This window comes from Terrabacter ginsenosidimutans, from assembly GCF_039539425.1.
GTDB lineage: Bacteria > Actinomycetota > Actinomycetes > Actinomycetales > Dermatophilaceae > Terrabacter > Terrabacter ginsenosidimutans.
The window spans coordinates 71,444-78,899 of sequence record NZ_BAABDC010000013.1 but is presented as its reverse complement, the minus strand read 5'-3'; the positions used below and the strand labels follow the sequence as shown (position 1 = coordinate 78,899).

Genomic DNA, 7,456 nt, shown 5'->3' with positions numbered 1-7,456 from the left:
GCCGGGTCCGCGGTCGATCGGCCGCTGGTCAGCCCGCGGGCGGGCTCAGAGGTTGCCGCGCTTGTCCTGCTCGCGCTCGATGGCTTCGAAGAGCGCCTTGAAGTTGCCCTTGCCGAAACCGAGCGAGCCGTGCCGCTCGATGAGCTCGAAGAAGACCGTCGGGCGGTCGCCGAGCGGCTTGGTGAAGATCTGCAGCAGGTAGCCGTCCTCGTCGCGGTCGACGAGGATCTTGCGCTTCTGCAGCTCCTCGATCGGCACGCGGACGTTGCCGATGCGCTCACGGAGCTCGGCGTCCTCGTAGTAGCTGTCCGGGGTCTCGAGGAACTCGACGCCGTTGGCGCGCAGCGCGTCGACCGAGGCGAGGATGTCGTTCGTCGCGACGGCGAGGTGCTGGGCACCGGCGCCGCGGTAGAACTCGAGGTACTCGTCGATCTGGCTCTTCTTCTTGGCGATCGCCGGCTCGTTGAGGGGGAACTTCACGCGGTGGTTGCCGTTGGCGACGACCTTGCTCATGAGGGCCGAGTAGTCGGTCGCGATGTCGTCGCCGATGAACTCGGCCATGTTCACGAAACCCATGACGCGGTTGTAGAAGCCGACCCACTCGTCCATGTGTCCGAGCTCGACGTTGCCGACGATGTGGTCGAGCGCCTGGAAGAGGCGCTTGGGCTGCCCCTCGCGCTTCTCGTAGGACGAGCTCATGGGGACGTAGCCGGGGAGGTAGGGGCCGGCATACGTCTGCCCGTTCACCTGGCGCTGGACGAGCGTGTGGCGCGTCTCGCCGTAGGTCGCGATCGCGGCCGTGCGGACCGTGCCGTGCTCGTCGGTGCGGTCGGAGGGCTGCTCGAGGACCGTTGCGCCGGCCTTGACGGCCTGGGCGATGCACCGGTCGACGTCGGGCACCTCGAGGGCGATGTCGACGACGCCGTCGCCGTGGCGGCGGTGGTGGTCGGCGAGGGGGCTGTCGGGGTCGACGGCGCCCATGATGACGAACCGGATGGAGCCGCTCTTGAGGACGAAGGACTTGTGGTCGCGGTTGCCGTTCTCCGGGCCGGAGTAGGCGACGAGCTCCATGCCCCAGGCGCTCTGGTAGTAGTGCGCACTCTGGGTGGCGTTGCCCGCGACGAAGACGATCGCGTCCCATCCGGTGACGGGGAAGACGTCGGTGTTCTCGTCGTACTCGACGAGACCGACGAGCTGCTTGAGCTGCTCGAGGTCGAGGTCGGCCTCGCGCTCCTGGTCGGTGAGGTCGGTGGCCGCAGACGGCATCGTGTCGGTCATGGTGTGAGAGTGACCCAGGACGTCGGGGTGTGCAACAGCGACGTTCGCGGCTGAGCACAGTGCACAAAGTGTTGCCCGTATGCCGTGTGGTGCTGGACACTCTGCCCATGACCTCATCAGCCGGAGCAGCAGCGCGGGCACCCGTGGACGCCCTGGACTGCCGGATCCTGCTGCTGCTGCTCACCGAGCCGGGCATCGGGGTTCTCGGCACCTCCCGACGGCTCGGCGTCGCCAGGGGCACCGTCCAGGCCCGGCTCGACCGGCTGCAGCGCACCGGGGTGCTGAGATCGATGGCACCGGACGTCGACCCGGCGGCGCTCGGCTATCCCGTCACGGCCTTCTGCACGCTCGAGATTCGGCAGGGGCGCGGCGGGCACTCCCCCGTCGTCGAGCACCTCGCCGCGATCCCCGAGGTGCTCGAGGCCCACACCATCACCGGCTCGGGCGACGTGCTCATCCGCATCGTCGGCCGGGACAACGCCGACCTGCAGCGCGTCATCGACAAGGTCGTCGACGACGCCCACGTCACCCGGGCGTCGACGGTCATCTCGCTCGCCACCCGTCTCGACCACCGCACGATCCCACTCGTCGAGCACCTGCTCGAGACCTCGTCGTGACGGGGTAGGACCGCACCACCCAGCCTCGAGCACCACCCCTTCGGACCAGGAGCCTCCAGTGACCGCGAACCCCTATGCACCCCGGCCCGCCGTCGAGCTGACCCACCCGGAGTGGAGCCGCAGCGCGACGATCTACCAGATCAACCAGCGCCACTTCACGCCCGAAGGCACCTTCCGCGCGGCCGAGGCGCATCTCCCCCGCATCCGCGAGCTCGGCATCGACATCGTCTGGCTCATGCCGGTGCACCCCATCGGTGAGGAGAACCGCAAGGGAGTCCTCGGCAGCCCGTACGCCGTCAAGGACTACCTCGGCGTCAACCCGGAGTTCGGCACGCTCGAGGACCTGCGCCACTTCGTCGACACCGCGCACGGTCTCGGACTGCACGTCATCCTCGACTGGGTCGCCAACCACACCGCGTGGGACAACCCTCTCGTCCAGGAGCACCCCGACTGGTACGCCCGTGACTGGAAGGGAGACTTCCGCCCCACGCCGTGGTGGGACTGGGACGACATCATCGACCTGGACTACGACAACCCCGACCTGCGCCGCTACATGACGGACGCGATGAAGTACTGGGTTCGTGAGGTCGGCGTCGACGGGTTCCGTTGCGACGTGGCTGGATTCGTGCCCGTCGACTTCTGGGACAACGTCCGCCGCGAGCTCGACGAGATCAAGCCGGTCTTCATGCTGGCCGAGTGGGAGTCGCGCGACCTGCACGTGCGCGCCTTCGACATGACCTACGGCTGGAGCTGGAACGAGACGCTCCACAAGATCGCGCACGGGAAGGCCGACGTCGAGGCGCTCAAGGTCTACTACGCCTGGAACGACCGCTTCTACCAGCGCGACGCCTACCGGATGCTGTTCGTCAGCAACCACGACAAGAACGCCTGGGAGGGGACCGAGTACGAGCAGTTCGGCGACGCGCTCCTGCCCTCGATCGTGCTGTCGGTCATCAGCGAGGGCATGCCCCTGGTCTACAACGGGCAGGAGGCCGGCAGCGACAAGCGGCTCATCTTCTTCGACAAGGACGAGATCGAGTGGCGAGAGGACGAGCAGGGCGAGCTCTACCGGCAGCTGTTCGCCCTCAAGAAGGCTCACCCCGCGCTGTGGAACGGCGCAGCCGGCGGCCGGATGGTGCGGGTGCCGAACTCGGCCGAGGCCTCGGTCCTGGTCTTCGTCCGGGCGGTCGGCGACGACCGCGTCCTCGGGGCGTTCAACTTCAGCGCCGAGGAGCAGACGGTGACCCTCGGCGACGGCCCGCAGGCCGGCTCGTGGCGCGACGCCTTCACGGGCGAGGCGCTGCAGCTGGCGCAGGGACAGGAATACCGGCTCCCGGCGTGGGGCTACCAGGTGCTCACCGGGGCCTGAGCGCCGCTGGGCGAAGGCGGGACGCGCGGCGCGAGCCGACGGTCGGGGCCCCGGGCACCCCTCCACGAGCAGCCCGGGACCCCGGACGGCACAGGCCTGCGGTCCCGTCTTCCGTTAGACGATCGAGATCGCAGATCATGACGCGATCCCGTCGAAACAGATCACATCGAGCCCCCGGATCCGAGAAGATGGAGGTGCGTACCCGTCGGTGCTCCCCTGTCCCGGCGGGTACGTCTCTCTGCCGTTCCGTGGTCCCACCCGCGTGCGGCGGGGAACCGGGGTGTCCCGCTGTCCTCCCAAGCAGCGGGGCACCCCAGCCATCGTCGGCCCACTCAGGGCGTGACGGAGATCGCGCTGCCGTTGCTGACGAGCTTCCAGTCCATGCTGGAGAAGGTCGGCGGGTCGATGACCTTGTTGGCCGTCGCCCAGTCGATGAGCAGCTGGCGGATCTCGATCTGCCGGTTGTAGACCACCGGGGCCGTCACGACACCCGGGAAGTTGCCACCACCGGACTGGCGGTAGTTGTTGATCGCGACGACGAACCGCGCGTCCGTGGCGACCTCCGCGCCGGCATACGAAAGACCCACGATGCGCGAGCCCACCGGCTTGGCGAGGTCGATGTCGTAGGTCAGGTCGGCGTCGAGCCCGCCCATGACGTCGTAGTTGTAGTCGGGCGTCGCGTTGGCGTTGGTCACGGCGTCGGCGGCGACCGGTCCCGTCGTCGTGCAGGGCTTGAAGTACTCCGCGCTCTTCTCGAGGTAGGCCTTGACCTGGGCGCCGGTGAGCACGATGCCGAGCAGCGTGTTGTCGTAGATGTAGAGGCCGGCCACGTCGCGGATCGTCACCTGTCCCTCCGGGATCGCGGCGAGCTTGTTGAACGGCGCGGCGATCGACAGCACCGGGAGCGACGCCTCGGGGGTGCCGGCGATGGCCTTCTTCACGGCGTCGGCCTGGACGAAGTTGATGAAGTCGATCGCGGAGGTGTCCTCGTAGCGCGACGTCGCCGCCGACATGGCCTGCGTGCACGTGCCGATGACGCCGTTGACGTAGGTGAGCACCTTCTGGTGGGCGGCCGCGACGGCACCGGTCACGGCGGGGTCCTCGGGCGCGACGTTGGAGTTGTAGAGGGTCGCCTCCGAGTGGACGACCTGCCACTGGCCGCGGACCTTCTGGACGTCGAGTGACATCCGCGTGACGCGCATGCCCCAGTAGTAGGGCTCGGACAGCAGGACCTGCTTGCCCGTCGCCTTGTTCGTGACGTAGCGCTGCGGGATCTCGAGGTGCGCGTGCCCGACGAGCACGGCGTCGATCCCCGGGACCTCCTCGGCGAGGATCGCGCTGGCGTTCTCGACGTAGGGCAGCGAGTCGCCCCACGACGACTTGCCGTTGTCGCCCGAGTGGCAGGCGACGATGACGACGTCGGCCCCGGCCGCCTTGAGGCGCGGCACCATGACCTTGGCCTGCTCGACGATTCCGGGGAACTTCACCTTGCCCTCGACGTTGGCCTTGTCCCAGATCGCGACCCCCGGCGTGACCAGCCCGAGGATGCCGACCTTGATCGCCTTGGTGTCGGCCAGCTTGACCGTCTTGATGATCCACGGCTTGAAGGCCGGCGCACCGGTGTTCCAGTCGACGGAGTTGGCCGACAGCAGCGGGAACGCCAGCTGCTTCTCGAAGGCTCGCAGGGTCTCGAGGCCGTAGTTGTACTCGTGGTTGCCGAGGGCGGCGGCGTCGTAGCCGACCTGGTTCATCGCGGCGGCCATGGGGTGCGTCGAGCCACCGGTGATCGGGTCGATCTTGGCGTAGTAGTAGGCCAGCGGCGTGCCCTGGATCGTGTCACCGGCGTCGATCGTCAGGGTGCGCTCGGCGCCGACCTCGGCGCGGATCGCCTTGATGATCGAGGACGCCTTGGCGACGCCGATGTCGTTGTGCGCCTTGTCGTCGTACTCGGCGTTCTTGAAGTAGTCCCAGTTGTAGACGTTGCCGTGCAGGTCTGTCGTGCCGAGCACGGTGAGCCGCACGACCTCCCCGTTGGTGCCCGGGCCGGGCGCCGCGGTGGCGGTCGAGGCCGCACCGACCGTGGCGAGCCCGGCGCCACCGACGGCGGCGAGGGCCAGCAGCTGGCGACGGGTGGTCGAGGATCCGAGGAAGTCAGGGGTGGCGGAGGTGCTGTCGTTGCTCATGTCGTCCTTCGTCTGTCAGGTGCTCGATCGGAGCAGTCCCGTGTCACAGGTGCGCGGCTCGCCCCCGAGGCGCAAGGCAGACCCTAGCCGGACAGCACCGCTCGATTGGGCCGAGCAGGCATCCGGATGATGAACCGTCAGCGACGCCCGACGAGCCAGAGCCGGATCTTGTCGATGCGCTCGGAGACCTGGTCGGACGACGCGGCCGCGAGGTCGGGACCGCCACACACGCGGCGCAGGTCCATGTGCACGTTGGCGTGCGGGAGTCCCTTCTGCCGCGCGTAGGTCGAGACGAGCTTGTTGAGCTCCTGGCGCTGAGCGGCCAGGGCTCGGTGCGCCGCCACCGGCATCGGCGCCGCGGCCCCCTGGGGGGCCTTCTTGACCTGACGGCTCTGCCGCTCGCGGAGCAGGGCCGACACCTGGTCGGGCTCGAGCAGGCCGGGCAGGCCGAGGTACTCCTCCTCGTCCGCGGAGCCGACCTGGGCGTGCATGCCCCACTGCTGCTTGTCGAAGAGGACGTGGTCGAAGTGCGCGTCGGACTCGAGAGCCTCGAACGCCCCCTCGTCGAGGGCGCCGCTCGCCTTGTCGGCGCGGTTGGCGTCGTCGATGAGCGCCTGCTCCTCGGCCCACATCTGCCCGATGTCCTCGGGGTTGGGCTTGAGGTCGAGGGCGTGGTCGCGCTGCTCCTCGAGTCTCGACGCATGGTCGAGGACGACGGGGACGGAGGGCAGGAAGACCGAGGCGGTCTCCCCCCGCCGTCGGGCCCGCACGAAGCGTCCGACGGCCTGTGCGAAGAAGAGCGGCGTCGAGGTCGACGTGGCGTAGACGCCGACCGCCAGCCGCGGCACGTCGACCCCCTCGGACACCATGCGGACCGCGACCATCCACCTCTCGTCACTCGCCCCGAAGTCCTCGATGCGCTTGCTCGCGCCGAGGTCGTCGGAGAGCACGACCGTCGGTGCCTCGCCGGTCAGCTGACGCAGGATCGCGGCATACGCCCTCGCCTGGGTCTGGTTCGAGGCGATGACGAGCCCGCCGGCGTCCTCGACGTGACGACGCACCTCGGTGAGGCGGCGGTCGGCAGCGGTGAGCACCGCGGGGATCCACTCCCCCTTGGGGTCGAGCGCGGTGCGCCATGCGTGCGCGACGAAGTCCTTCGTCATCGGCTCGCCCAGACGGGCCTCGAGCTCGTCACCGGCCTTGGTCCGCCACCGCATGCTGCCGCCGTAGGCCATGAAGAGCACGGGCCGGACGACGCCGTCGCGCAGCGCCTCGGCGTAGCCGTAGGTGTAGTCGCTCGAGCTGACGAGGGTGCCTTCGGCGTCGAGCTCGTACGTGACGAACGGGATCGGCGAGGTGTCCGAGCGGAACGGTGTGCCCGTCAGCGACAGACGACGCGTGGCGGGCTCGAAGGCCTCGCGTATGCCGTCACCCCAGCTCTTGGCGTCACCGCCGTGATGCACCTCGTCGAGGATCACGAGCGTCGAGCGCGAGGTCGTCAGCTCACGGTGCAGCGACGGCCGCGAGGCGACCTGGGCGTAGGTCACGGCGACACCGTGGTAGTCCTCGCTGTGCCTGCCGACGCTGTTGCTGAACTTGGGGTCGAGGCTGATGCCGACCCGGGCGGCGGCGTCGGCCCACTGGGTCTTGAGGTGCTCGGTGGGTGCCACGACGGTGATGCGTTGGACGATGCCGGCGCTCAGCAGCTCGGTGGCCACGCGCAGGGCGTAGGTCGTCTTGCCTGCACCGGGCGTGGCGACCGCGAGGAAGTCGCGCGGGGCCTTGCCGAGATAGAGGTCGAGCGCCTCCTGCTGCCAGGCACGCAGCTTGCTGGCGGTACCCCACGCAGCCCGCTCGGGAAAGGCGGGTGGGAGATGGAAGGCGGCCCCTGAACTCATAGAGCCACCACCGTAACGAATCCCCCGCGGCGACATGCCGAGGCCCCGCCTGCGAGCGGGGCCTCGGCCTGGATGGTATGCCGCTCAGTCGCTTTCGCGACCGGGCGCGGT

At 69.0% G+C, this 7,456-nt stretch carries 5 protein-coding genes; 2 read left to right on the top strand and 3 right to left on the bottom strand.

What is annotated here, in order from left to right:
- Positions 1–45: 45 nt before the first annotated feature.
- The gene (gene hppD, locus ABD831_RS21350; RefSeq protein WP_344951830.1) at positions 46–1,278 is read right to left on the bottom strand and encodes a 4-hydroxyphenylpyruvate dioxygenase; all 1,233 of its coding nucleotides are present in this window, start codon (positions 1,276–1,278) and stop codon (positions 46–48) included.
- Positions 1,279–1,385: 107 nt separating this feature from the next.
- Here hppD and ABD831_RS21345 point away from each other — a divergent pair, with 107 nt between their 5' ends.
- Both ABD831_RS21345 and ABD831_RS21340 read left to right on the top strand, forming a co-directional pair.
- On the top strand, positions 1,386–1,895 hold the full coding sequence (locus tag ABD831_RS21345; protein WP_344951826.1) for an Lrp/AsnC family transcriptional regulator: 510 nt from the start codon (positions 1,386–1,388) through the stop codon (positions 1,893–1,895).
- A 58-nt stretch (positions 1,896–1,953) separates the two neighbouring features.
- The gene (locus tag ABD831_RS21340; RefSeq protein ID WP_344951823.1) at positions 1,954–3,264 is read left to right on the top strand and encodes an alpha-amylase family glycosyl hydrolase; all 1,311 of its coding nucleotides are present in this window, start codon (positions 1,954–1,956) and stop codon (positions 3,262–3,264) included.
- A gap of 332 nt (positions 3,265–3,596) precedes the next feature.
- On the opposite strand, the gene ABD831_RS21335 is transcribed toward ABD831_RS21340, so the two are convergent.
- Positions 3,597–5,447, bottom strand: coding sequence for a 5'-nucleotidase C-terminal domain-containing protein (locus ABD831_RS21335; RefSeq protein WP_344951820.1), 1,851 nt, complete (start codon positions 5,445–5,447; stop codon positions 3,597–3,599).
- Positions 5,448–5,584: 137 nt separating this feature from the next.
- Positions 5,585–7,345: a DEAD/DEAH box helicase gene (locus ABD831_RS21330; protein ID WP_344951816.1), complete on the bottom strand. Its 1,761-nt coding sequence runs from the start codon at positions 7,343–7,345 to the stop codon at positions 5,585–5,587.
- Positions 7,346–7,456: the final 111 nt, after the last annotated feature.

Bases quoted from the DNA above. Each gene is read 5' to 3' on its own strand.
- ABD831_RS21345 (WP_344951826.1), top strand. From the start codon at position 1,386: ATGACCTCATCAGCCGGAGCAGCAGCGCGGGCACCCGTGGACGCCCTG.
- ABD831_RS21335 (WP_344951820.1), bottom strand. From the start codon at position 5,447: ATGAGCAACGACAGCACCTCCGCCACCCCTGACTTCCTCGGATCCTCG.
- hppD (WP_344951830.1), bottom strand. From the start codon at position 1,278: ATGACCGACACGATGCCGTCTGCGGCCACCGACCTCACCGACCAGGAG.
- ABD831_RS21330 (WP_344951816.1), bottom strand. From the start codon at position 7,345: ATGAGTTCAGGGGCCGCCTTCCATCTCCCACCCGCCTTTCCCGAGCGG.